Consider the following 23,151-nt stretch of genomic DNA (forward strand, 5'->3'; position numbering starts at 1 on the left):
GTCCCGCGGGGCGGGTCACTTGCGGCCGGGCGTCCAGTTCATGCCCCAGCCGTAGGCCGCGTCGATGGTGCGCTGCGGGCTCACGCCCCGGTCCGGGACGAGGTAGCGGGCCTCGCGCTGCACGGTGAGGTCGCCGCCGTTGTTGGTGATCAGGGCCAGGGCGCAGACGGTGGAGGGCACGGTGCATTCGTCGAGGGAGAAGTCGATGGCCGCGCCGTTCTGCGGCTGGAGGGTGACCGTGGCGTGGAGGTCGGCGAAGCTCCGGGCGCCTTCGTAGATGGTGACGAAGATCAGTACGCGCCGCAGCAGGTCCTTGTGGTCGAGGTTGATGGTCATGTTCTCGCCGGTGGAGAGCGCCCCGGTGCGGTCGTCGCCGTCGAGATGGATGAAGGGCGGCCTGTCCAGGGAGCCGAACGCGTTCCCGAGCGACTGCACGACTCCCTTCCGGCCGTCGGCGAGTTCGTACAGGGCGCAGAGGTCGAGATCGAGGTCGGCGTGCAGGGCCACGGCCCGGCCGAGCTTCGCTCCCCAGCTCTTGAACTGCTTGCGTGTCTCCCAGTTGAGGTTGACACGCAGCGCGCCGGAGGTGCCGCCCTGTTTGGCGAGCGAGACGGACGGCGCGCTCTTCGTCAGCGTGACCTTGGTCAGCCGTACGGGCGTCGCGGCGGGCGGGGCCACGGGGGCGGCGGGGGCAGGCGGCGGAACGGGGGCGGCGGGCGGGGCGGCCGGTGCGGGAGCCGGGGCGGCGGGTGCGGGAGCCTGGGCGGCGGGGCGGGGTCGCGACGGGGTGACCGGGGTCGCTGGTGGCTGCGGGGCGGACGCGGCGGGCGGGGCCTGCTGCGGTTCGTCCACGGAGATACCGAAGTCCGTCGCCAGGCCTTCGAGGCCGGTGCTGTAGCCCTGTCCGACCGCGCGGAACTTCCAGGCGCCCTGTCGCAGGTACAGCTCGCCGAGGATGAAGGCGGTCTCGACCGTGGCGTCCGTACTGTCGAAGCGGGCCAGCTCCGCCCCGCTCACCGCGTCGGTGACCCGCACGTACAGTCCGCTCACCCGGCCGAAGCTCCCGCCGTCCGCCGAGGCGGCGACGACGATGCGCTCGATCCCGGGCTCGACCTTGCCGAAGTCGACGACGAGGGTGTCGGTGACGTGGTCGGGAGTGGTCCGCTTGCCCTCGTGCCTGACCGCACCGGACGCGTGGGCCGGCTGGTTGTAGAAGACGAAGTCCGCGTCGCTGCGGACCTTGCCCGCCACCAGCAGGAGAGCGGAGGCGTCGACGTCCGGGGCGCCCGCCGCGGCGTGCCGGCCCAGTTCGACGCGCACCGTGCCGGCCGGCACCGCGACGTTGCTTCCCTTTTGCATGGTCATGCTCTCGCCCCCATCACACATCCGGCTGCCCGCAGGCTTTCCCCCCACAACCTAACGGCATGTGGCGGGAACGCCTGCGGGCACCGGGACCGTGGCGGACGAGGGCGTGTCCGGCGGACCGGAGGGGCCGCGGGACAGTCCTCAGCGGCCCCCGGTGCGCGGAGGTCCTTCACCGTCCGGAGCGGCGCCCGCCAGGGCGGCCTCGCGGGGTGTGTCCTCCGTCGCCGGGTCCGGGCCATGGACGGTGCCGCTGTGTGTGCTCCACGCCTCCAGGGCGGTGCGGCAGGCGTGGTCCACGTGGCGGAGCCGTGAGAGGTCGAGCTCCACCGGCCGGTCCTTCGGCAGGGCCTCCAGGGTGTCGAGGATCAGCGGCAGGCGCAGGAAGGTGGCGCTGCCGCTGAGGGAGACCGTGGTGCGGTCGTCCTGCTCGTCGATGTCGAGGCGGACGGCGGAGGTCTCCCAGGCCGTCTTGATCACGGCCAGCCCGATGCCGAGCAGCACGCCCATGAACATGTCCGTGAAGACGATCGCCAGCGCGGTCACCACCAGGACCACGGCCTCGCCCCGGTGTTCACGCCAGAGCGGGCGGATGGTGGCGACGGGGATGAGCTTCGCGCCGGCGTGGACGAGGATCCCGGCGAGGGCGGCCACGGGGATCAGCCCGAGTACGGCGGGGAACAGGGCCGCGAACAGCAGCAGCCACACCCCGTGCATGATCCGGGAGGCCTTGGTGCGCGCACCTGCCTGCACGTTGGCCGCACTGCGCACGATGACGGCGGTCATGGGCAGTGCGCCGACGAGGCCGCAGATGGTGTTGCCCGTTCCCTGGGCGATGAGTTCCTTGTTGTACTGCGTGCGCGGGCCGTCGTGCATCCGGTCCACGGCGGCGGCGCTGAAGAGGGATTCGGCCGAGGCGATGAGCGTGAAGGCGAGGATGACGCCCAGGAGGCTGACGTCTGCCAGGAGGCCGAAGTCGTCCAGGCCCGTCAGCCGCAGGGAGTCGATCAGTCCCTGGACCTTGATGGGAGCGACGGGCAGGTTGAACAGGGCCACCGCGGCGGTGGCCAGTCCCACGGCCACCAGCGGCCCGGGGAGCACCTGGGGCAGCCGTCCGGGAAGCCGCTTCCAGAGGATCAGTACGACGATGGTGCCGACGCCGATCGCGGTGGAGGAGATCGCCGCGGCCCCTGTGATCTGCGTGAACAGTTCCGGCAGCCCGGCCAGGTTGTCCAGGCCGTTCCCCGGGGCGCTGGCCCCGGCCATGGCGTAGAGCTGGCTGCCGATCAGGACGAGACCGATCCCGGCGAGCATGCCGTGGACGACGGCGGTCGATATGGCGCGGAACCACCGGCCGAAGCCGATCAGGCCGAGTCCGACCTGGAGGAGTCCCGTGCACAGGACGAGGACGCCGAGCGCCGCGACGCCGTGGGTGGTGACGGCCTCGTACACCAGGACGGTGAGCCCGGCGGCCGGGCCGCTGACCTGGAGCGAGCTGCCCGGCATCGCGCCGGCGATCAGGCCGCCGACGATGCCGGTGACCAGGCCCAGTTCGGCGGGGACGCCGGAGGCGACCGCGATACCGACGCAGAGGGGGACGGCGACGAGGAACACCACGATCGAGGCGAGGATGTCGCGGGACATGGTGTCCGGGCGTAACCGGAGTTGTGGAGACGACATGAGAACTTCAGCTCCTAGAGGAGTGGGGGGAGACAGCAGGTGGCGGCGGGAGCGGCCCGCGTACTCACCGGTGGGTCGCTGTCACAGGGAGGAGAAGGTTCCGGTGGAGAGCCGGTGTGCCTGCACGGCGCCGGTGTGGACCTCGTAGTACCAGGCGTGCAGGCCGAGCCGGCCCTCGCGGACGGCCCGGCTCACGCACGGGTAGTCGCGCAGCGCGTCCAGCTGCGCCACCACATGGCGCTGTACCGGCTTTTCGCAGTCGGGGCCGAATTCGTCGGGATCCTGAGGAGGACCGCCGGCCGGGGCGCATCTGCCGAGCCAGCCGCGTACCGCCGGCAGGGTCCGCAGATCGTCGCCCCGGGCCAGGGCTCCGACGGCACCGCAGTGGGAGTGCCCGCAGAGGATGATGTCGGACACCTCCAGCACGCTGACGGCGTACTCGATCGTCGCCATCTCGCTCGTGGGCGCGTCCGGATCATAGGGCGGGACGATGTTCCCGGCCGTGCGCATCTCGAACAGTTCGCCCGGGCCGGAGTCGGTCAGCAGGGTGGGGACCACACGGGAGTCGGAGCAGGTGATGAACATGGTGGAGGGCCGCTGGCCGTCCTCGAAGCTCTGGAGATCACGGCCCTCTCCGCCACAGCGGGAACGGAAGGTGCGGGCATGGTCGATGAGTCGTCGCACAGGAGTGTCCTCCATACGGAAGTGGCGTGTGGCTCGTCACGCTGGGCGGGCTCTCACCCCGCCCACAACCGGGCCTTCGTGGCACACGGGTGGCCGGGTACCACGGGGGATCAGGTGCGGGTGTTCGCGTCGCAGGGGCAGGCGGGGGGTTCGCCTCGTTACCTGCTGCCGGTGTGACGACGGCGCCCTGTTTTCGGGCGGGGCCGCTGTGACCGTCTGCGCCGCTCACGGGCCTCGCGTCACCGATGACCCGTAAGGAGGAGTCTCGGGGAGGGCTATGAGCTGGCGGTGAGACAGGGGTGAGACTGTTCTCATCGGTTACGGCGGACGTGCGTCTCTCATCGGTTACGGCGGTGTGCGTCCGCCGCCGGGTGAGGGCCGCTCGCCCCGGTGGTCAGGCCCGGAGCCGGTAGCCGACTCCCCGCACGGTCTGGACCCGGTCGGCGCCGATCTTACGCCGCAGATAGCGGATGTAGACGTCGACGATGTTCGACCCGGGGTCGTAGTCGAACCCCCATACCTGGCTCAGCAGTTGCTCCCGGGACAGCACCCGGTCGGGGTTGCGCATGAGGATCTCGGCGAGGGCGAACTCCCGGGCGGACAGGTCGGAGACCCGCTCGCCCACCTGGGCCCGGCGGGTGCGGAGGTCGAGGATCAGATCGCCGACCCGCAGCAGGAAGTTCTCCGGCGGCTCCTCACGGCGCAGACGCAGTCGTACCCGGGCCAGTAACTCGTCGAAGGCGAAGGGTTTGACCATGTAGTCGTCGGCGCCGCTCTCCAGTCCGGCCACGATGTCGCTCACGCTGTCGCGTGCGGTGAGGATGACGACGGGCAGGGTGATGCGCGCTTTCCGCAGCTTGCGCAGCACCGTCAGCCCGTCGTCGCCGGGCAGGCCGAGGTCGAGGATCAGGAGGTCGAAGTCCCGGCCGCGGGCGTGCTCGTAGGCGGAGACCCCGTCGGCGACGACCCGGGTGACGTACCCGCTACGGCGCAGGCCTTTTTCGACGAAGGCGGCGATTCTTTCCTCGTCCTCGGCTATCAAGATCCTGCTCACCATAGGTTCCTTCCGTCGTGGGGTGCAGTGCGGGAAGGTCGATGACGAATCTCGCGCCGCCCTCGGGGGCCTCCTCGACGCGGGCGACGCCGTCGTGTGCCTGGGCGATCTCGCGGACCAGCGCCAGGCCGAGCCCGATGCCGGGAGCGGCCCGGCCGGGGACCGCGGTGCCCCCCTGGTAGAAGCACTGGAAGATCCGTTCGCGGTCCTCCGGAGCCACGCCGGGCCCGGTGTCCGACACCCACAGCTGCGCCCGGCCGCGCCACAGGCGTGACCCTATCTCGATGGCGTCCCCTTCTCCGGTGTGGCTGACCGCGTTGGCCGCGAGCTGCATCAGCGCCTGGGTGACCCGCTGTTCGTCCAGGTGCACGCTGACGTCGGCGACCTCGGCCACCGTCCAGCGCCTGCGCCCCAGCGCCTGGGCCTTGGCCGCCGTGTCGACCACCAGGTCGGTCAGACTGGTCTGGCCGAGGGTGAGGAAGTCGGGGCGCTCGGCCCGGGCCAGGAGCAGCAGGTCCTCCACGATCCGCCGCATCCGGTCCAGTTCGTCGAAGAGCAGGGCCCGGGTCTGGCCGCGCTGGCTGTCGGGGTCCTCGTCCATCAGCTCCAGATGTCCGCGCAGGACCGTGATGGGGGTCCGCAGTTCGTGCGCCACCTCGTCCAGGAACTGGCGTTGCGCGGTGAAGGCGCCCGACAGGCGGTCGAGCATGTGGTTGAAGGTCTCGGCCAGTTCCGCCACGTCGTCGTTGCCCCGCACCGGCAGCCGCTGGGTCAGGTCCGTCTCGCTGATCCGCTCGGCGGTCTGCCTGACCAGCCGGATCGGAGCCAGCACCCGGCCCGCGACCAGCCAGCTCGCCAGTCCCGCCACCACCAGGGCGAAGCTTCCCGAGGCCAGCAGCAGCCGCGCCATGTGGCGCTCCTGCCGCAGTTCCCGGTCCCGGAAGGCCACCAGGACGAGCCGGGTGTCGGTGTGGTCGCCCGCCATCTGTACCGGGACGACACCGTAACGGACCTTGCCGGCCGGGGTGTCCAGCCACCGGATGCGGGTGTCGGCCGTCCGTGCCATCAGGGCCACGACCTCCGGGTCCCGGTCCAGACGGGCCGGGACCGGGCCCGGGCTGCGGCGGTCCGCCCGTCCGTTGACGACGCTGAAGAAGGCGGCGTTGTGCTCGGGCCGGTGGACCGCCATGAACGCCGTGAGCAGCGAGGCGCCCGTGGAGAAACGCTCACCGCTGTACGGGTCGCGCGACGTGCGGGCGAACGTGCGCAACTTGTCGGCGTCGGACAGCAGTTGGGCGTCGACCTGCCGGTCCAGCTCCTCCTGCCAGACGATCGTGATCCCGAAGGTGGGTACGGCCAGGGCCGCACTGAGAAGCAGGAGCATCCAGCCGACGATCCGGGACCGGGCGCTGGTCGAGCGCCTGAGCATCAGTCGTCCCACTCGTCGCCCGCATCCCTCCGACTGTCGAGTGACGCTTCCCCGTCTTCTTCCTCGGGCTCGTCCTCTTCGTCCAGCTCATCCTCTTCGTCGTCCAGGTCGTCCGCGTGGCCCACGTGGCCCGCGTCGCCCCTGGGAACGCGCGACGCCTTCTCGTCGTCACCGGTGACCCGTGACACTCCGCCGGCCCCGACGCCCGGGACGCCCGGGGCGTCGGCTTTCCTGTCGTCGGACTCGGGCGGCGGCGGGGGCTGCACGGGCCGGCCGCCCAAGCAGGTGCCTGACGGGCTGGGCGAAGCGGGGGACGGTGTCGGTGTCACCGCGGGGCGGCCGGGTACGGACGGGGCGGTGGCCGACGGCGTGGGGCCGGGCAGGAAGGGCACGACGACCACGGGCCCCATGGAGGGCGGCACATTCTGCCTGGGCCACATCGATACGACCAATAGCACCAGTGCCCCTGCTCCACATCCTGCCAATACCGACCACCCACGCCACAGCATCGGACCAGTCTGCCTTCGCGGGGGCCCGGGAACGGACATGAGGAGAGCATTCTCATCTTCGGGGCCCGCCACCGCGTCGGGTGCCGGACCGACACCCCCCGAACGGGCCGGGCCACCCGCTTCCATCAGGGGCTCCGCGGATGACGCGGCCGTGTGCGCGAACCGCGCCCCGAGCGGCCGCCGCCGCGACGCAGGGGACCGGAATCCCACCAAACCGGGCTCGCCGGGGCCGCTTCTCATGGCTCGGCATTACTGTTCGTTGACAGTCACTCAACCCCCCTTTTACATTCAGCTGGCAGGGCGAGGAGAAATCCGACCCCCGTCGTCCTGCCTCAGGGAGTACCTTCCGCACTATCACCGGAGGACCTCATGGAACACCTGATCAAGAAGATGGCACAGGACCATGTCTGGCAGAATTGGCTCGCCGCCAACTCGGCCCAGCAGGCCGCAAAGAACGGGTGCATCAGCGCCGCACCGAAGAGCGGATGCATCAGCGCCGCGCCGAAGGCGGGCTGTATCTCCTGATCGGCCTCAGGGGCGCCGGGGAACAGCTCCGCGAAAGCTTCCTCCCCCACCGCAGCGTGTTTCCGGGCGCCCCGGTCCCGACTCCCGCACAGCCCACATTTCTTCAGCTGAGCGAAGCATGAGAAGGAATTAATGAAGGGCCAGCCGAGCAGCGATGTCATCGAGCATATTCGCGACATACCGATCTACCAGGAGTCCCTGACGAAGGGCCACTTCCCCCTGCTCGACAAGCCCGAGATCGCCCGCGGGTTCCCCGACAACTGGATGACGCCCCGGCTGGCGACGGCGCTGGAGACCGGCGAGGCGGAGTTCGTCCTGTCCACCGGGACCAACCACGCCCGGATGCAGATCATCCGGCCTCCGTACTTCCTGCTGCGCTCCTACTACGAGCTGTGGCGGAACCACCCCGACATCGGCGGGACCTGGGAGTCCGGCTGCCGCCGCGTCTCCCTGACCACAGTGCTCGCGACGGAGCACGTGGCCCGGGTCAACGCCGCCCGACGCGGCGTGGAGCCCGACCCGACTCCCGCCCTGGCCGACCGTTGGCTGGACGAGCGCACCTGCTACGTCAACCTGCGGCTGGACCCGGCTCGGTGGGACCGCGAGGACGTGGTGCGGATGCTGCGCGAGATCGACCGAGCGCGGAGCACGCACCCGCGGGGCCAGTACCACCTCGACTGTTCCGGCTACCACTTGGCGCACCTGGTACGGAAGGCGGAGGCCTGGGGCCTGATGGACGCGTTCCCCGCGCCGGCCAGCATCATCCACGCCTACGAGTACACCCCGGGGAACGTCCGCCGGTTCCTGCGCCGGCACTTCGCCTGCCCGGTCATCGACCTGTTCGGCAGCACGGAGTTGGGCTACCTCTACTACAGCGACCGGGAGGGCCGGTACTGGCCGCACCTGGCCGGGATGAGCGTCGAGCTCCTGCCGGTGGCCCCCGGAAGCACGATCCACCAACTCATCGTCACCAGTGTGCGCAATCCCTACATGCCGCTCGTCCGCTACCGGTCGGGCGATTGTGTGCGCACCCTGGACGGCTCGCCGGATCCCGCGGCCATCACCCAGTTCTGCGGCCGCCAGAAGGAATTGCTGAGCACACCGAACGGCCCGGTCGCCCAGGGCGACCTCGACCGGCACATCGCGAACGCTTCCCCCCGGATCTTCCTGCATCAACTCCGCCTCCAGGGCGACGCCGAGGCCTCCCTGCTGTACACGACGTTCACCGGCGAACCCCTCGAAGCCGCGGAGGCCGCCGTGTTGCGACAGAGCGTCGGCGAACTGACCGGGCGGCACTGCCGGACCGAACACCGCACCCATATCCCCATCGGCCGCTCCGGCAAGTACGCCTGGCTCGCCACCGACGACACCTGACGCGCCATCACCCTCCCCCCCTCGGAAATCGGAGTGCCATGACCACCGGACAGACACGCTCCGCCGACGACCTGAAGCGTCTTCTCGGGGACGCTCTGCACACCGAGGTGATGCGGCATTTCTGTGACAAGGCGCCGGACACGCCCCAGGACTTCGTGGAGCGCCAGGTCACCGAATGCCTGCGGTACCTCTATCTCGTCTCCCGGTACCGCGACCGGCTCAGTGGGCTCTTCCTGCCGGTCGAACAGGACATCGACGAGATATGGCACTACCTCATCCTGCAGACCCGCGAATACCGCGTGCTGTGCGAGGAGCGACTCCCCGGGCGTTTCTTCATCCACCATCGCAGCATCGCCTACGAGGACTACCAGGAGGAGCCGGGGCGCGAACAGGCTTTGGAAGAGGCATTGCGCTGGATCCCTTTGTACTGCCGGGAATTCGGACCGTTCGACGAAGGCGCGCTGCCGCACTGGACCGTGGTGCGGTTCCTTCATGAGCAGATGGGCATTTCCCTCGCGGACATCGCTGATCTGGAACCCGTGGCCGTTGCCTGAGCAGAACTCTCTACGCTCGTACGAGGATCGGAATCCCTCCCTTGTCGACTCGCAGCAGAAATCCGGTTGCCACGGGGGAAGTTCCGGAACAGCGGCGCATTCTGACGGTGCTGGTGCTGGCCCAGATCATGAGCGGTGCCGGACTCACGGCGGGGATAACCGTAGGGGCCCTGCTCGCCGAGGAGATGCTCGGCTCCACCGGCCTCGCGGGCGTGCCGAGCGCGCTCTTCACCGCCGGGGCCGCACTCGGCGCGTTCGGCATCGGCCGGCTCTGCGCCCGCTGGGGCCGTCGCCCCGGACTGGCCCTGGGCTACGCGACCGGTGCGCTCGGCAGTGTCGGTGTGGTGGTGGCCGCCGCCACCGGAAGCGTGGCGCTGCTCTTCCCCGCCCTCGTGGTGTACGGAATGGGAACGGCGACCGGCCTCATGGCGCGCTACGCCGGCGCGGACCTCGCTTCCCCCGCCCGGCGCGGCCGGGCCGTGAGCGCGGTGCTCTTCGCCACCACCCTGGGGGCGGTCGTCGGGCCCATGCTGGTGACGCCGGCCGGCGAGGTCGCGCACGCCTGCGGCGTGCCGCGTCTCGCCGGGCCCTTCCTGCTGGCGGCCGCGGCGTTCGCCGCCACCTCGGTCGTCCTCGCCTGTCTGTTGCGGCCCGACCCGCTCCGGCTCGCCCGGGCGCTGGCCGCCCGGGATGCGGGCGCGGGCACGGGCACGGGCACGGGCACGGGCACGGGCGTGGAGGGGGACGCGGGTACGGACGGGTCCCGCGCCGGGGCAGCGGCGCCCGCCGGGCGTCACGACGTGGCGGTCGGCACCACCGTGATTATCCTGACCCAGGTCGTGATGATCGGAATCATGACGATGGCCCCGGTGCACATGCTGGCGCACGGTCATACCGCCCAGGCCGCGGGGCTCGTGATCTCCCTGCACGTCGCGGCGATGTTCCTGCCCTCCCCGCTCACCGGGCTGCTCGTCGACCGGGTCGGCAGACGGTGGGTCGCCCGCGCCTCCGGGCCGCTGCTGCTGGCGGCGGGTGTCCTGGCCGCCCTGTCGCCCGCCGGCTCGGCGCCCGCGCTCGGCGTCGCTCTCGTACTCCTCGGCCTGGGCTGGAACTTCGGTCTGATCAGCGGCACCGCGATCGTCACCGACGCCCTGGCCCCGGACCGACGCGGCACGGCACAGGGGCTGGTGGACGTGGGCCTCGCGGTCGCCGGAGCGGTCGGAAGCCTGGCGTCGGGCCTGGTCGTCGCGCGGGACGGCTACCCGGCACTGGCTCTGGCGGGCGGGCTCGCCGCCCTGTTGGTCCTGCCGGTGGCCGGCCGGTTCCCGCGCCGCGCACCGCGTACGGCCGGTCCCACCGGGCGGCACGGGTGAGGGCAGCGCCGAAAGCCGTACGGGGACGGAGGCGGGGCGGGGGAAGGCGGGGCCTTTCGGGGCGGCGGACGATCTCCGCGACGTCGAACCGTGCGCATCGCGCTTTGGCCAAACGCTATTCGCTTGCCTCCCGGATGCGTCGGCGCCGTTCACCTTCACGGTCGGGAGCGCGGGCCGAAGCCATCGCCCACCAGCGGAAAGGTCCCTGCTGTTAACGAAAGCTTTAACGATGCTTAGGCGGGTCGGGCGCGCAGAACCCGCGTAAAACGGATTACCCAAAGATTGGGGCTCCCCATACAGCACATCGTGGGCTTAACTTAGGTGGCATGACGTCCCCCCGCTCCACCTTCGGCGGCGGCTACTACGCCGCGTCGTTCCCCGACACTCCGATCTACGACTCCTTGGTCGCGGAGCGGGGAACCCCTCAGATCGCGCCCATCCGGGTGCCGGCCGCCTATGACACCGGCAACAGCTACCTGCCGGCCCTGCCGTCGGCGCTGCCCGCCCTGCCCGCGGCCCCGTCGCAGCAGTCCGGTTACGGCTACCCGCAGCAGCAGCCGATGCCGCAGTACCAGCAGGCTCCGGCGCCGCACGCGCCGATGCAGCCCGCCCAGCTGCAGCACGCGCCCGCGCCGTACATCCCGCAGCAGCCCGCGGCGGTCCGCGGCTACCCGCAGCAGCCCCAGCCGCCGCGCCCCGCGCCCGCCACCGGGTACGAGTCGATGCGCCCGGCCTCGCCGCGGCCCGCGCCGGCGCAGTCGCCGTACGAGGACCCGTACAACCGGCCGTACCAGAGCCGGGGGTACTGAACCGCGACTCCGTGCGGCGAGGTGCGCCGGGGGACGCACCGGGCATCAGGCACATCCCGGGCACAGGGGTGCCGCTGACGCCCGACAGCCCGCTCGTACGGGGTCCGGGGGTGCTGGCAGGATGGGCGCATGAGCTTTCCCGTGCTCCGTTCCGCCCACGTCTATCCGGTCAAGTCGCTTGCCGCCCGCGCCTGCGACACGGTCGCCGTCGAGCCATGGGGACTCGTCGGCGACCGCCGCTGGATGCTGGTCGACAAGGCGTCCAAGGCCGTCACACAGCGTCAGCAGCCGTCCATGGCGCGGATCGCGGCCGAGCCGCTGCCGGACGGTGGCGTACTCCTGTCCGCGCCGGGCTTTCCGCCCCGGCGCGTCGAGGGGCCCCGGTCCGGCCGTCTGCTCACCGTGGAGCTGCACCGGGACACCGTGGTGGTGGAGGAGGCGCCGGGCGACGTCCATGACTGGCTGAGCGCGGTCCTCGGTACGGAGGTCCGGCTCGTGCATCTCGACGAGCCGTCGCACCGCAGGCCCGTCGACCCGCTCTTCGCCCGGCCCGGGGACATGGTCTCCCTCGCCGACGGCTTCCCGCTGCTGGTGACCACCACGTCGTCGCTCGACGCGCTCAACGCCCTGATCGCCGCGGGCGACCGGCCCGGGGAGGGTCCGCTGCCGATGGACCGTTTCCGGCCCAATGTGGTGATCGGGGAGACCGAGGCGTGGGCGGAGGACGGCTGGCGGCGGATCGCCATCGGCGAGGTCGCCTTCACGGTGGCCAAGCCCTGCGGCCGCTGCGTGATCACGACGACCGACCAGCGCACCGCCGAGCGGGGCCGGGAACCGCTGCTCACGCTGGCCCGCCACCGCCGGTTCGGCAAGCAGTTGGTCTTCGGCCAGAATCTGATCCCGGAGGGAACGGGAGTGATCAGGGTCGGGGACCCCGTCCGGATCCTCGACCCGCTGGACCGATAGACCGCCGGACCGACAGACCAACAGATCGAAGAACCAACAGATCGACAGATCGACGGAACGAGCAGGGGGGCGCGGGCGTGTGGGTGCTGTGGGCGCTGCTGCGCGGGCGGGGCAGTCCGCTGCGCCGCGCCACCGACCGCCGCGAGGCCTGGGTGGCGCTCGGAGCGCTGGTGCTCCTCGTGATCGGCGCCCCGGCCGCGGGCTGGGCGGGCGGGACGGCCGCCGACGCCGCCCTCCAGCGGTCGGTGCGGGCCCAGCACGAGGAACGTCACCCCGTCGACGCGGTCGTGGTGGGTCCGGCGGGGCGGGGACGGTTCGCCAGTGATCCCGGGAGCGGCGTCGAACGGGTCGCGCGCACCTGGGTGGTGGCGTCCTGGCAGGCCCCGGACGGCAGTCCGCGCACCGGAAAGGTGGCCACCGCGTCGCGGCCGGGCGGCCCGGGGTCCCCGGTGCGGATCTGGACGGACGCGGCGGGCTACCCGGTGGAGCCGCCGATGGACGGGCGCACCGCCCGGACGCACGCGGTGCTGGGCGGCATCGGCACGTTCCTGCTCGCCGCCGCCTGCGTCGAGGCGGGCCGCCGGCTGACCGTGAGACGCATGGCGCGGCGGCGGTACGCACGGCTGGACCGGGAGTGGGCCGCTGTGGGCCCGGACTGGGGCAGGGCCGGAACGGGCGGCTGACCACGGTCTCCCCCGGCCGGAGCGGCCGGCGGCGATCTCGCTCGGCGGGGCCGATCGTCAACTCCCGGCCCGCACGCGCGCTACGGTGGTCCGACCCCGTCCGCCTCCCCGGCGACGGACGGACCCGAGGCATCGCACAGCACGAGGTGGGGGCAGAGCAACTCCATGGCACAGGGCACGGTCCAGGTGACGCACACCGGCACATCGCGATGGCGCCGCCGCACGGGCGAGTACGCCTCCCTCTCCGCGGCCCTGGAGGCGGCAGCCGACGGCGACGTGCTCACCGTCGCGCCCGGGACCTACCGGGAGAATCTCGTCGTCCATCGCGCGGTGACGCTGCGCGGCCCCGAGGGTTCGGCCGGTTCCGTACGGATCGCGCCGGTCGACGGCGTACCGCTGACCGTGCGCGCCTCCGCGGTGATCCAGGACCTCCATGTCGAGGGCCAGGACTCGGCGGCGCCCGCGCTGCTGGTCGAGGAGGGCACAGCGGAGCTGACGGACCTGCGGATCGTGACGCGGTCCGCCGCGGGCATCGAGGTGCGCGGCGCGGCCCGGCCCACCGTGCGGCGCTGCGCGGTCGACAATCCGGCCGGAGTCGGGATCGCCGTGCTGGACGGAGCGGGCGGCGTGTTCGAGGAGTGCGAGGTCCTCTCCTCGGGCCAGTCCGGGGTCTCGGTCCGCGACGGCGGGCATCCGCGCCTGGACCGCTGCCGGATCCACCACGCGTCCGGGGCGGGCATCGGCGTCACCGGCGAGGGCAGCGGCCTGGAGGCGTTCGGCTGCGAGGTGTACGAGATCAAGGGCAGCGGTATCCAGATCACCGCCCGCGCCTCGGCCCAGCTGACCGACTGCACGGTGCACCGCACCTCGGCGGACGGCGTCACGCTGGATACCGACGCGGTGCTGACGCTCGCCGACTGCGACATCCACGACATCCCGGAGAACGCGATCGACCTGCGGTCGCGTTCGGTGCTCACGCTGACCCGCTCCACGGTCCGCCGATTCGGCCGCAACGGGCTCTCGGTCTGGGATCCGGGGACCCGGGTCGACGCCAACCAGTGCGAGATCCACGACAGTACGGGCGACTACCCGGCGGTCTGGGTCAGCGACGGCGCGACGGTGATACTGGACGCCTGCCGGGTGCACGACGTGCCCGACGCGCTCTTCGTCCTCGACCGGGGGTCGCGCGCCGACGTCGTGGACAGCGACCTCTCCCAGATCCGCAACACCGCCGTCTCCGTGAGCGACGGGGCGACCGCCCAGCTGGACGACTGCCGGATCCGGGAGGCGTCCACGGGCGCCTGGTTCCGTGACCACGGCAGCGGCGGCACGCTGAACAACTGCACCATCGACGCGGCGCAGACCGGGGTCATCGTCACCAAGGGCGCCGACCCCACCATCGAGCGGTGCGCGGTCACCTCTCCGGCCGAGGCGGGGTTCTACGTCTCGGCGGAGGGCCGGGGCACCTTCGACAGCTGCCGGGTGACCGGCAGCGAGGGCTACGGCTTCCACATCATGGACGGCTGTCGCACCACGCTCACCCGCTGCCGTACCGAGCGGTGCGCCCGGGGCGGGTACGAGTTCCCCGAGGGCGACAACGGCGCCGCGGCCGGCCCGGTGGCCACGGACTGCACGAGCGACGAGAGCGGTCTGCGTACGGCTTTGGCCCCGCCGCCCGCCGTGCTGACGGAAACCCGGTCCACGCCCGGCCTGCTGGGCGCGCTGCCCGGACAGCGCGTGGTCGAACCCGCTCCGGAGCCGGTCGTCCCGGCGGAACCGGCCCGGGACGCCGCCGCCGTCCTCGGCGAGCTGGACGCGCTCGTGGGCCTGGACAGCGTCAAGCGCGAGGTGCGGGCGCTCACGGACATGATCGAGGTGGGCCGCCGCCGTCAGGAGGCCGGGCTCAAGGCCGCGTCCGTCCGCCGCCACCTCGTCTTCACCGGCTCTCCCGGTACGGGTAAGACCACGGTCGCCCGGCTGTACGGGGAGATCCTGGCCTCGCTCGGGGTGCTGGAGCGCGGCCATCTGGTCGAGGTGTCCCGGGTGGACCTGGTCGGGGAGCACATCGGCTCGACGGCGATCCGGACGCAGGAGGCGTTCGACCGGGCGCGCGGCGGGGTGCTGTTCGTCGACGAGGCGTACGCCCTCTCCCCCGAGGACTCCGGCCGGGACTTCGGGCGGGAGGCCATCGACACGCTGGTGAAGCTGATGGAGGACCACCGGGACGCGGTGGTCGTGATCGTCGCGGGCTACACCCACGAGATGGAGCGGTTCCTCACCGTCAACCCCGGGGTGGCCTCGCGGTTCTCCCGGACCATCACCTTCCATGACTATCTGCCCGAGGAGCTGCTGCGGATCGTCGAGCAGCAGGCCGAGGAGCACGAGTACAGCCTGGCGGAGGGTGCCGGGGAGGCGCTCCTGAAGTACTTCACGGCGCTCCCCAAAGGCCCCGCCTTCGGCAACGGCCGCACCGCCCGCCAGACCTTCGAGTCGATGGTGGAGCGGCACGCGGGCCGGGTCGCCCAGCTCGCCGAGACGAGCACGGACGACCTGACCCTGCTCTATCCGGAGGACCTTCCCGAGCTGCCCCTCTGAGGTCCTCCCTCCGGCTGCGGCAGGCCGGCCCCGGCCTGCCGGGGCACCAGCGGCCCCAGTTCGTCGAGGAGCGCGGCCCGCTCCTCGGCGAAGGCCGGGTCGGCCTGGTAGTCGGAGTGCCCGAGGATCGGTTCGGGCAACGGGAGTTCCGTGGTCCGCCCGTAGGCCAGCGGGTCCTTCAGGGGGCCCCGGTCGACGCCCGGGTCGGGTTCGGCGCAGATGCGGACGGGCCCGCCGATCGGGTCGGTGGCCCGCCACAGATTGCGCCAGCAGTGCACCGAGCGGTGCAGCCCGAGCAGCGGACCGGGGCCGAAGTAGGCCGGGAACCAGCGCCCGTACAGCCGCTCCAGGGGGGAGCCGTAGGTGAGCAGCGCGACCCGGCGGCGGGTCGCGTCGGGCAGTTGCCAGACGGCGGAGGCGGCGAGCACGCTGCCCTGCGAGTGGCCCGAGATGACGAGCCGGCCCCGGGGCGTGGTGGCCGTCCAGGCCGACATCCGGGAGGCCAGGTCGGGGACAGCGCGCTCGGCGTAGCACGGGGGCGCGAAGGGGTGGGCGGCGCGCGGCCAGAAGGTGCCCACGTCCCAGAGGATGCCGATGGTGCGGCGGGCCGAGGCGTCCTTGTAGGCGCGTCGGCCGCCGGCGACGAACAGGACGAAGCCGAGACCGATCAGCCAGGAGCCGGTCGACTGTGCGGCCTCGGCGAACGATTCGAGGAGCGGCCAGCTCCCGTCGGCGGCCCGGCCCGGCACCTCGTCACTGCGCCAGGATCCGGCGATCGCGCCCGCCCCGAGCAGCAGGGTGGCCCCGGAGACCACGCCGACGATCCAGGGCGCCGAGTCGGTGAGCGCGGCGGTCGCGCGGATGCGGGCGATGCGGCGGGTACGGCCCTCGTCGGGCGGTTCGGGGGCGTACTCCGCCTCGATGACCGGGCCCAGGCGGCGGGCGGTGCGAACGGTGCGGACGATCAGCACCAGGACCGGAACGAGCAGGAGCAGCAGGAGCACGGGGATGACGGAGGCCTGCCAGCTGAGCAGGACCGGCGGCCCGGCGATGTCGGTGGGGTGGCCCATGCCCGGGCTCCCGGGCCCGTCAAGCCAGTCGGCGACGCGCTGGGCGACGCCGCCGGTCATCACGCCGCCGAGGGCGCAGGCGAGCATGGCGACCGTGGGGCCGCCGAGTCCGTACAGGATGGTGCGCGGTTCGGGGGTGCGGCGGTAGAGGTCCCGGGCGACCAGGGCGAGGACGACGACGAGGACCCCCTGGCCGAGCGCGAGCAGGCGGAAGGCGGTCTCGCCGGGGAGGCTGCCCGAGGACCGCCAGTCCGGGCGCGACCAGGAGGCGTACACGACGGCGAGGGCGAGCAGGGCGAGCGCGGAGCCGGGCAGACAGGTGGTGAGGGCGGCGTCCAGGCGGGTGTCGCGGGTCCGTTCGCTGCGGCCCCGGCGGCAGACGACCCAGACGACGACGATCGCGCACAGGGCGATGCCGCCCTCGGTGGCGGCGCCGAGGAACCGGGGCACGGGGCCGTCGGTGCTCCGGTCGTGCCGGGCGGCGGCGCCGGCGACGGCCGCGGCGACGGTCAGGAACCCGGCCGCCGTGTGGGCGGCGCGGAGCCGGGCGACGATCCGGCGCCCGTACCAGAAGCCGGGCCTGCCGAGCGCGGGGCGGACCGGAGCGGGCGGGTGCGGGGCCCCGTCGGTGTCCGGGTCGGGCGCGCCGGGGCCGTGGGCCTCCCGCGGCCCCTCGGGGTCGTGCGCGTCCATGTCGGCTTCGTCCAGGGGGCATTGGGACTCGTACGCACTCCAGGTCCGGTTGGACAGGTACCACAGGAGCCCCACGAGGGCCGCGGGCACGACGGCGGCCAGGGCGAGGCGGCGGCCGGGCTGGGACCACCAGCCGCCCTGATGCGCCGACAGGAAGCCGAGCCAGGAGCGGCGTTCGGCACAGGCCTCGGCGCCCGCGCACTGCCAGGCCAGCAGGTCCAGGGCGACTTCGCAGGCGGCCGCCGTGAGCAGCACGGTGAGGCTGAGTGCGACGAGCCGCACCAGCACGCCGTACAGCCGGACCGCGCGGGTGCGGCCGGTGGCGGTGGGACGCATCCAGTGGGCGAGGTTGACCACCATGAACGGCAGGAGCAGCAGCCACAGCGCGCGGGAGCCGTTGCCGGAGGTGAGGCCGGACCAGCAGTACGCCTCGGCGACGGGCTCGTCCCGGTAGCGCTCGGGGTGCTTCTCGCCGTGGGCGTCCTCGGTGCGCCGGTACACGGCCGCGGTCTCGTCCCCGGTGACCCGGACGGTACGGGGGTCTCCCAGTACCTCCTGCGGGGTGGCGCCGCCGACGCCGTGGACGAGCAGTTCCAGGGCGGTCCCGGTGTGCCGCGGAGACGGGGAGGACGGCGGGGGCGAGGGCGTGGCGGCAGGAGCCAAGGGGGACTCTCTCTCGGGCGCGTCGGCCTCGCGGCCGACGAAGACGTGCGCAGGGGCGGGTGGTGCGGGGCCGGGGGCGCCGTGGGCTCCGGGCGTGGTGCACCACCGGTCGCGGGGTTCCCAGGATTCCGGGCGCGGGGCGGGTGCGTGAAGCGGTCTCACGGAATCTCCCCAGGTGATACGCCGGGCATGCCTGCGTGGCAGGATGAGCGTGTCGCGCAGACCGCTGCGGACCGTACGGCAGAGGGAAGGACCGGACCCGGCGTTGAGCGAGAATCAGAACCTGCTCGCGGAGCAGCGACGTGCGCTGATCCTCGACGAGGTGCGCAGGCGCGGTGGGGTCCGGGTCAACGAGCTGACCCGCAAGCTGAACGTCTCCGACATGACGATCCGCCGGGATCTGGACGCGCTGGACCGCCAGGGCGTGATCGAGAAGGTCCACGGCGGTGCGGTCCCGGTCGTCGAGGCGAGTACGCACGAGCCCGGGTTCGAGGCGAAGTCGGCGCTGGAGCTGAGCGCCAAGGAGGACATCGCGCGGGCGGCGGCGGCGTTGGCGGTACCCGGCAGCGCGATCGCGCTCTCGGGCGGGACGACGACCTTCGCTCTGGCCCGGCATCTGCTGGACGTGCCGGATCTGACGGTGGTGACCAACTCGGTGCGGGTGGCCGACGTGTTCCACGACGCGCAGCGTCCGGCCGGGGGGCGCGGCGCGCGGCCCGGGGCGGCGACGGTGGTGCTGACGGGCGGGGTGCGCACCCCCTCGGACTCGCTGGTCGGGCCGGTCGCGGACCGGGCCATCGACTCCCTGCACTTCGATGTGCTGTTCCTCGGCGTGCACGGGATCTCGGCCGAGGCCGGGCTCTCGACCCCCAACCTCGCGGAGGCGGAGACCAACCGCCGTTTCGTCCGGGCGGCGCGCCGGATCGTGGTCGTGGCCGATCACACCAAGTGGGGTACGGTGGGCCTGAGTTCCTTCGCCGCGCTGGAGGAGGTCGACACGTTCGTCACGGACGCGGGCCTGGCTCCGCGGACACGCGCGGAGATCGGGGAGCATCTGCCGGGCCTGCTGGTGGCGGGCGACGCCCCCGCCGGGGCCGAGGGGGCTTCGCCCGCCACCGAGGGCTGACGCGGGCCCTTCGGGTTCCGTTCGGCGCGGCGGGTCCGCCGGGCACCCCATAGGATCGTGGGGTGGCCGTCTTCCGGATCGAGCGTTTCTCCCCTCTCCCCGCAGCCGAGGCCTGGCGCCGGGTGACCGACTGGGAACGGCACGGGGCGCAGGTTCCGTTGACCGCGATCTCGGTCCCGACCGGCCTTCCCTCGCAGCTCGGGACGGTCTTCGTGGCGCGTACGGGGCTGGGTCCCCTGGCGTTCGACGACCCGATGGAAGTGGTGCGGTGGACGCCGCCCGCCGGGGGCCGGGCCGGGGTCTGCCGCCTGGAGAAGCGGGGGGCCGTGGTGCTGGGCCGGGCCTCGATCGACGTGCTTCCCACGGATTCCGGTTCCCATGTGGTCTGGGTCGAGGAACTGCGGGTGCGGCTGGTGCCCCGGTGGGGTGATCCGCTGCTCGCCTCCGCCGGGCGGCGGATGTTCGGCAAGGTCCTGGACGCCCTGCTCGCCTCCCCCGGCGAAACGTAGGACGGCCGGGGGCGCGGGGCGCTCGCGGCGGTGCGCCGGGCGGGCGCGAGGGTCATGTCCGCGGAGCCGTCGGGCCCGGGGAGCACTCCCGTACCGGTGACGTCCATGCCGCCGTACGGAGCCCCCGACCGGTCGTACGGGCCGTTCGGTGCCAGACTCGCAAAGGTGACGGACCTTGACGACACCTCCGACGGCGGCTCCGGCGGCCCGCGTCCCCCCGAGGGCCCGGACGGCTCCGACAGCTCGCGCCCGCGCTGTCTGGTGACCGGGGCGACCGGCTACATCGGCGGCCGGCTGGTGCCCGCCCTGCTCGATGCGGGGTACCGGGTGCGCACCCTGGCCAGAACGCCGCGGAAGCTGCGCGACTACCCCTGGGCGGACCGGGTCGAGGTGGTGCGCGGCGATGTCACCGACGCCGCGTCCCTGGCGGAGGCGATGCGGGACGTCGATGTGGCGTATTACCTGGTGCACGCGCTCGGTTCCGGCTCGGACTTCGAGGAGACCGACCGCAGGGCGGCGCGAACCTTCGGCGAACAGGCGCGGGCGGCCGGGGTGCGCCGGATCGTGTATCTGGGCGGGCTGACGCCGGCCGGGGTGCCGGAGAGGAACCTGTCGCCGCATCTGCGCTCGCGGGCCGAGGTGGGCCACATCCTGCTGGACTCCGGGGTGCCGACGGCGGTGCTGCGAGCGGCGATCGTCATCGGCTCGGGGTCCGCCTCGTTCGAGATGCTGCGGTACCTCACCGAGCGCCTGCCGCTGATGATCACCCCGAGCTGGGTGCGGACCCGGATCCAGCCGGTGGCCGTGCGGGACGTCGTCCGGTATCTGGTGGGGAGCGCGAAGCTGCCCGAGGACGTCAACCGGGCCTTCGACATCGGGGGCCCGGACGTCATGACGTACCGGGACATGATGCAGCGCTACGCGCGGGTGGCGGGGCTCCGGCGACGGCTGATCCTGCCCGTGCCGGTGCTCACCCCGACGCTCTCCAGCCGCTGGGTCGGTCTGGTCACACCGGTGCCCGGCTCCATCGCCCGGCCGCTCACGGAGTCGCTGCGCCACGAGGTGGTGTGCCGGGAGCACGACATCGCGGAGTACGTCCCCGACCCGCCGGACGGGCCCATCGGCTTCGACCGGGCGCTGCGCCTGGCCCTGGAGCGGATCCGGGAGGCGCGGGTCGACACCCGCTGGTCCAACGCCTCGGTGCCCGGCGCGCCGAGCGACCCGCTGCCCACCGACCCGGACTGGGCGGGCGGCAGCCTCTACCGCGACGACCGGGAGCTGGCGGTGCCGGTCGGTCCGGACGCGCTGTGGCGGGTGATCGAGGGCATCGGCGGGGAGAACGGCTGGTATTCCTTCCCGCTGGCCTGGGCGGTACGCGGCTGGCTCGACCGGATCGTCGGCGGGGTGGGGCTGCGGCGCGGCCGGCGGGACGCCCAGCGGCTGCGGGTGGGTGACTCGCTGGACTTCTGGCGGGTGGAGGAGATCCTGCCGGGGGAACTGCTGCGGCTGCGGGCCGAGATGCGGCTGCCGGGGCTGGCCTGGCTGGAACTGTCGGTGCGCCGCGACGACCGGGGCCGGACGGTGTACGGGCAGCGCGCCCTGTTCCATCCGCGCGGGCTGCCCGGTCACGCGTACTGGTGGAGCGTGTGGCCCTTCCACTCGATCGTGTTCGGGGGGATGGCGCGCAATATCGCCGAGGCGGCCGCGGCCGAGGAGAAGCGCCGTGCGCCGATGGCGGACAGTGGTACAGACAACTAGGGGCGCGACCGCTATCGTATGCCCGGCTCCACCCGCCGCAGACGCCCGGAGGTGCACGCGATGGCCCGCCGACTCCGTACCGTGGGACGGGAGTTCGCCGACTCCGCGCCGATACGTCTGGTGTTCGCCGCCGATGTGTCCGCGCCGGTGGACGTGGTGTACCGCGCGCTCGCCGAGGATGTCGCGTCCTGGCCGTCCTGGTTCACCGCCGTCACCCGGGCCACGCCCACCGACGCGGGCGCGGGCCGCGAGGTGCGGTTACGGGGCGGAGTCCGGTTCCGCGAGACGATCGTGGCCGCCGAACCGGACACGTGCTACGCCTACCGGGCCGACGAGTCCAACGCCCCGGGCCTCCGGGCCCTGCTGGAGGAGTGGCGGCTCACGCCCGAGGAGTCCGGCACCCGGGTGCAGTGGACCTTCGCCGCCGACGGGACGGGGATGTTCCGCCTGGTCCTGAGCCTGGCACGGGCGGGGGTGGGCCGGTCCTTCCGGGACGCCGTGCGCCGGCTGGACGCGCGGCTGGCGACGACGGCGCCCTGAGCGACGCGCCGAGTCCGGCCTCAGCAGGGCCAGGTCCCGGTCATGAGGAAGTCGTCGATGGCGGCGGTGTACGGGGCGATGTCCAGTCCCTGTTCCTCCAGCCACGCGTCGGAGTAGTACTTGTCCAGGTAGCGGTCGCCCGGGTCGCACAGCAGGGTGACGACGCTGCCCCGCTCGCCCCGCTCCACCATCTCGGCGATCAGCTTGAAGGCGCTCCACAGTCCGGTGCCCGTGGACCCGCCCGCCTTGCGGCCGATGACGCGCTCCAGGGCGCGGACGGCGGCGACGCTGGCGGCGTCGGGCACCTTCATCATGCGGTCGATGGCGCCGGGCACGAAGCTGGGCTCCATGCGCGGGCGGCCGATGCCCTCGATGCGCGAGCCGCGGTCGCTGGTGGCGTGCGGGTCGTTGCGGGTCCAGCCGTCGAAGAAACAGGAGTTCTCCGGGTCGGGCACGCAGATGCGGGTGTCGTGCTGGAGGTAGTGGACGTAGCGGGCGATGGTCGCCGAGGTGCCGCCGGTCCCGGCGGTGGCGACGATCCAGGCGGGTTCCGGGTAGCGCTCCAGGCGCAGCTGCTGGTAGATCGACTCCGCGATGTTGTTGTTGCCGCGCCAGTCGGTGGCGCGCTCCGCGTAGGTGAACTGGTCCATGTAGTGCCCGCCGGTCTCGGCGGCGAGGGCGGCGGACTGTTCGTACATGGTGCGCGAGTCGTCCACGAAGTGGCACCGCCCGCCGTGGAATTCGATGAGCCGGGTCTTCTCCGGGCTGGTGGTGCGCGGCATCACGGCGATGAACGGGACGCCGATCAGCTTGGCGAAGTACGCCTCCGACACGGCGGTCGAACCGCTGGACGCCTCGATGACCGGCCTGTCCGGCCGGATCCAGCCGTTGCAGAGCCCGTACAGGAAGAGCGAGCGGGCGAGGCGGTGCTTGAGGCTGCCGGTGGGGTGCGTCGACTCGTCCTTGAGGTAGAGGTCGATGCCCCACGCCTCGGGCAGCGGGAAGCGCAGCAGGTGGGTGTCGGCGGACCGGTTCGCGTCGGCCTGGACCTTGCGGACGGCGTCCTTGAGCCAGGCCCGGTACCCGGGGTCGCTGCGGTCGACGTCCACGGTCACCCTGGCCCCGTGTTCGGTTGCGTGCTCACTGGTGTGCATGGGCCTGCTCCTGTTGCTCGCCGATCCGTACCCCGCGCGTC

At 72.6% G+C, this 23,151-nt stretch carries 20 protein-coding genes; 12 read left to right on the forward strand and 8 right to left on the reverse strand.

The window, feature by feature from the left end:
• Nucleotides 1–15: 15 nt before the first annotated feature.
• The 6 genes from PSQ21_RS01500 to PSQ21_RS01525 form a co-directional block, all read right to left on the reverse strand.
• Nucleotides 16–1,365, reverse strand: a complete 1,350-nt coding sequence (locus PSQ21_RS01500; RefSeq protein WP_274028568.1) for a TerD family protein — start codon at nt 1,363–1,365, stop codon at nt 16–18.
• A gap of 141 nt (nt 1,366–1,506) precedes the next feature.
• Nucleotides 1,507–3,042, reverse strand: a complete 1,536-nt coding sequence (locus tag PSQ21_RS01505; protein ID WP_274028569.1) for a SulP family inorganic anion transporter — start codon at nt 3,040–3,042, stop codon at nt 1,507–1,509.
• Between the two features lie 81 nt (nt 3,043–3,123).
• Nucleotides 3,124–3,726 (reverse strand): carbonic anhydrase, encoded by a 603-nt coding sequence (locus PSQ21_RS01510; RefSeq protein ID WP_274028570.1) that lies wholly within the window; start codon nt 3,724–3,726, stop codon nt 3,124–3,126.
• A gap of 394 nt (nt 3,727–4,120) precedes the next feature.
• Nucleotides 4,121–4,780 (reverse strand): response regulator transcription factor, encoded by a 660-nt coding sequence (locus PSQ21_RS01515; RefSeq protein ID WP_274028571.1) that lies wholly within the window; start codon nt 4,778–4,780, stop codon nt 4,121–4,123.
• Nucleotides 4,710–6,209 (reverse strand): sensor histidine kinase, encoded by a 1,500-nt coding sequence (locus tag PSQ21_RS01520; protein WP_274028572.1) that lies wholly within the window; start codon nt 6,207–6,209, stop codon nt 4,710–4,712. The genes PSQ21_RS01515 and PSQ21_RS01520 overlap by 71 nt, the downstream gene beginning before the upstream one ends.
• Complete coding sequence (locus tag PSQ21_RS01525) at nt 6,209–6,619, reverse strand: hypothetical protein (protein ID WP_274028573.1); 411 nt, start codon at nt 6,617–6,619, stop codon at nt 6,209–6,211. The genes PSQ21_RS01520 and PSQ21_RS01525 overlap by 1 nt, the downstream gene beginning before the upstream one ends.
• A gap of 468 nt (nt 6,620–7,087) precedes the next feature.
• Between PSQ21_RS01525 and PSQ21_RS01530 the strand changes: the two genes are divergently transcribed.
• The 8 genes from PSQ21_RS01530 (at nt 7,088) to PSQ21_RS01565 (ending at nt 15,597) form a co-directional block, all read left to right on the forward strand.
• Nucleotides 7,088–7,243: a hypothetical protein gene (locus tag PSQ21_RS01530; protein WP_274028574.1), complete on the forward strand. Its 156-nt coding sequence runs from the start codon at nt 7,088–7,090 to the stop codon at nt 7,241–7,243.
• Nucleotides 7,244–7,375: 132 nt separating this feature from the next.
• A complete protein-coding gene (locus tag PSQ21_RS01535) occupies nt 7,376–8,617 on the forward strand; it encodes a hypothetical protein (RefSeq protein ID WP_274028575.1) in 1,242 nt (413 codons plus the stop codon).
• A 38-nt stretch (nt 8,618–8,655) separates the two neighbouring features.
• Nucleotides 8,656–9,171 (forward strand): hypothetical protein, encoded by a 516-nt coding sequence (locus PSQ21_RS01540; RefSeq protein ID WP_274028576.1) that lies wholly within the window; start codon nt 8,656–8,658, stop codon nt 9,169–9,171.
• A gap of 107 nt (nt 9,172–9,278) precedes the next feature.
• Entirely contained in the window at nt 9,279–10,544 is a 1,266-nt protein-coding gene (locus PSQ21_RS01545) for an MFS transporter (protein WP_274028577.1), read from the forward strand.
• 326 nt (nt 10,545–10,870) lie between these two features.
• Nucleotides 10,871–11,353 (forward strand): DUF6643 family protein, encoded by a 483-nt coding sequence (locus PSQ21_RS01550; protein ID WP_274028578.1) that lies wholly within the window; start codon nt 10,871–10,873, stop codon nt 11,351–11,353.
• A 129-nt stretch (nt 11,354–11,482) separates the two neighbouring features.
• Nucleotides 11,483–12,319: an MOSC domain-containing protein gene (locus tag PSQ21_RS01555; RefSeq protein WP_274028579.1), complete on the forward strand. Its 837-nt coding sequence runs from the start codon at nt 11,483–11,485 to the stop codon at nt 12,317–12,319.
• Nucleotides 12,320–12,396: 77 nt separating this feature from the next.
• The gene (locus tag PSQ21_RS01560; RefSeq protein WP_274028580.1) at nt 12,397–13,002 is read left to right on the forward strand and encodes an Rv1733c family protein; all 606 of its coding nucleotides are present in this window, start codon (nt 12,397–12,399) and stop codon (nt 13,000–13,002) included.
• Between the two features lie 165 nt (nt 13,003–13,167).
• Nucleotides 13,168–15,597 (forward strand): right-handed parallel beta-helix repeat-containing protein, encoded by a 2,430-nt coding sequence (locus PSQ21_RS01565; protein ID WP_274028581.1) that lies wholly within the window; start codon nt 13,168–13,170, stop codon nt 15,595–15,597.
• Here PSQ21_RS01565 and PSQ21_RS01570 read toward each other — a convergent pair.
• Nucleotides 15,564–18,023 carry a hypothetical protein gene (locus PSQ21_RS01570; RefSeq protein WP_274035605.1) on the reverse strand — a complete coding sequence of 820 codons (2,460 nt, stop codon included), beginning with the start codon at nt 18,021–18,023 and terminating at the stop codon, nt 15,564–15,566. The two genes, PSQ21_RS01565 and PSQ21_RS01570, sit on opposite strands and share 34 nt — an antisense overlap.
• A gap of 265 nt (nt 18,024–18,288) precedes the next feature.
• Here PSQ21_RS01570 and PSQ21_RS01575 point away from each other — a divergent pair, with 265 nt between their 5' ends.
• The 4 genes from PSQ21_RS01575 to PSQ21_RS01590 all read left to right on the forward strand — a co-directional run bounded on the left by PSQ21_RS01575 (nt 18,289) and on the right by PSQ21_RS01590 (nt 21,956).
• Entirely contained in the window at nt 18,289–19,149 is an 861-nt protein-coding gene (locus PSQ21_RS01575; RefSeq protein WP_274028582.1) for a DeoR/GlpR family DNA-binding transcription regulator, read from the forward strand.
• 62 nt (nt 19,150–19,211) lie between these two features.
• Entirely contained in the window at nt 19,212–19,658 is a 447-nt protein-coding gene (locus tag PSQ21_RS01580) for an SRPBCC family protein (RefSeq protein WP_274028583.1), read from the forward strand.
• Between the two features lie 165 nt (nt 19,659–19,823).
• A complete protein-coding gene (locus PSQ21_RS01585; RefSeq protein WP_274028584.1) occupies nt 19,824–21,416 on the forward strand; it encodes an SDR family oxidoreductase in 1,593 nt (530 codons plus the stop codon).
• Nucleotides 21,417–21,476: 60 nt separating this feature from the next.
• Nucleotides 21,477–21,956 (forward strand): SRPBCC family protein, encoded by a 480-nt coding sequence (locus PSQ21_RS01590; protein WP_274028585.1) that lies wholly within the window; start codon nt 21,477–21,479, stop codon nt 21,954–21,956.
• Between the two features lie 20 nt (nt 21,957–21,976).
• On the opposite strand, the gene PSQ21_RS01595 is transcribed toward PSQ21_RS01590, so the two are convergent.
• The gene (locus PSQ21_RS01595) at nt 21,977–23,110 is read right to left on the reverse strand and encodes a PLP-dependent cysteine synthase family protein (RefSeq protein WP_274028586.1); all 1,134 of its coding nucleotides are present in this window, start codon (nt 23,108–23,110) and stop codon (nt 21,977–21,979) included.
• Between the last annotated feature and the right edge of the window lie 41 nt (nt 23,111–23,151).

Source organism: Streptomyces sp. MMBL 11-1 (assembly GCF_028622875.1).
Lineage (GTDB): Bacteria > Actinomycetota > Actinomycetes > Streptomycetales > Streptomycetaceae > Streptomyces.